At 47.6% G+C, this 1,034-nt stretch carries 1 protein-coding gene; it reads left to right on the plus strand.

What is annotated here, in order from left to right:
• Positions 1 to 1,034: secretin N-terminal domain-containing protein (locus R8N49_RS25215; protein WP_318190224.1), on the plus strand; the 1,034-nt coding region annotated here is incomplete at both ends.

Consider the following 1,034-nt stretch of genomic DNA (forward strand, 5'->3'; position numbering starts at 1 on the left):
GCGAGTTTCAAAGGCACTGACATTCAAGAATTCATCAACATTGTTGGTCGTAACTTAGAAAAGACCATCATCGTTGACCCTTCGGTGCGCGGTAAAATCGACGTTCGCAGCTACGACGTGTTAAACGAAGAGCAATATTACAGCTTCTTCCTTAACGTGTTGGAAGTGTACGGCTATGCAGTCGTAGAAATGGACAACGGCGTACTCAAAGTCATCAAAGCAAAAGACTCTAAGACCTCTGCAATCCCTGTTATGGGTGATGGCAGCGCAAAAGGCGATAGCGTCATCACTCGTGTGGTTGCTGTGCGAAATGTCTCTGTTCGTGAATTGTCACCGCTATTGCGCCAGCTGATTGATAACGCTGGGGCGGGTAACGTGGTTCATTACGATCCAGCAAACATCATCCTGATCACCGGTCGTGCAGCGGTAGTAAACCGTCTAGCAGAAATCATCAAACGCGTTGACCAAGCTGGTGACAAAGAGATCGAGCTAGTAGAGCTTCGCAATGCCTCGGCTGCTGAAATGGTTCGTATCGTAGAAGCCCTGAACAAAACGACCAACCAAAAGAGCACGCCTGAGTTTCTTGAACCAAAAATCGTCGCTGATGAGCGTACGAACTCGATTCTGATTTCTGGCGATCCGAAAGTACGTGCACGCCTGAAACGTTTGATTCGTCAACTTGACGTAGAAATGGCAACGAAAGGTAACAACCGAGTGGTTTACCTTAAGTATGCAAAAGCAGAAGACCTAGTTGATGTACTGAAAGGTGTCTCTGACAACCTGCAAGCCGAAAAACAAGCGGGTCAAAAAGGTGCATCCAGTGCACAACGCGGTGAAGTCGTGATTGCGGCTCATGAAGCAACCAACTCACTTGTTCTGACTGCGCCGCCAGATATCATGATGGCTTTGCAAGATGTAATTTCTCAATTAGATATTCGCCGTGCTCAGGTTCTGATTGAAGCCTTGATTGTTGAAATGGCCGAAGGTGATGGTATTAACCTAGGCGTTCAGTGGGGGTCACTAGAAACGGGTGC

The organism is Vibrio sp. 1978 (assembly GCF_033344345.1).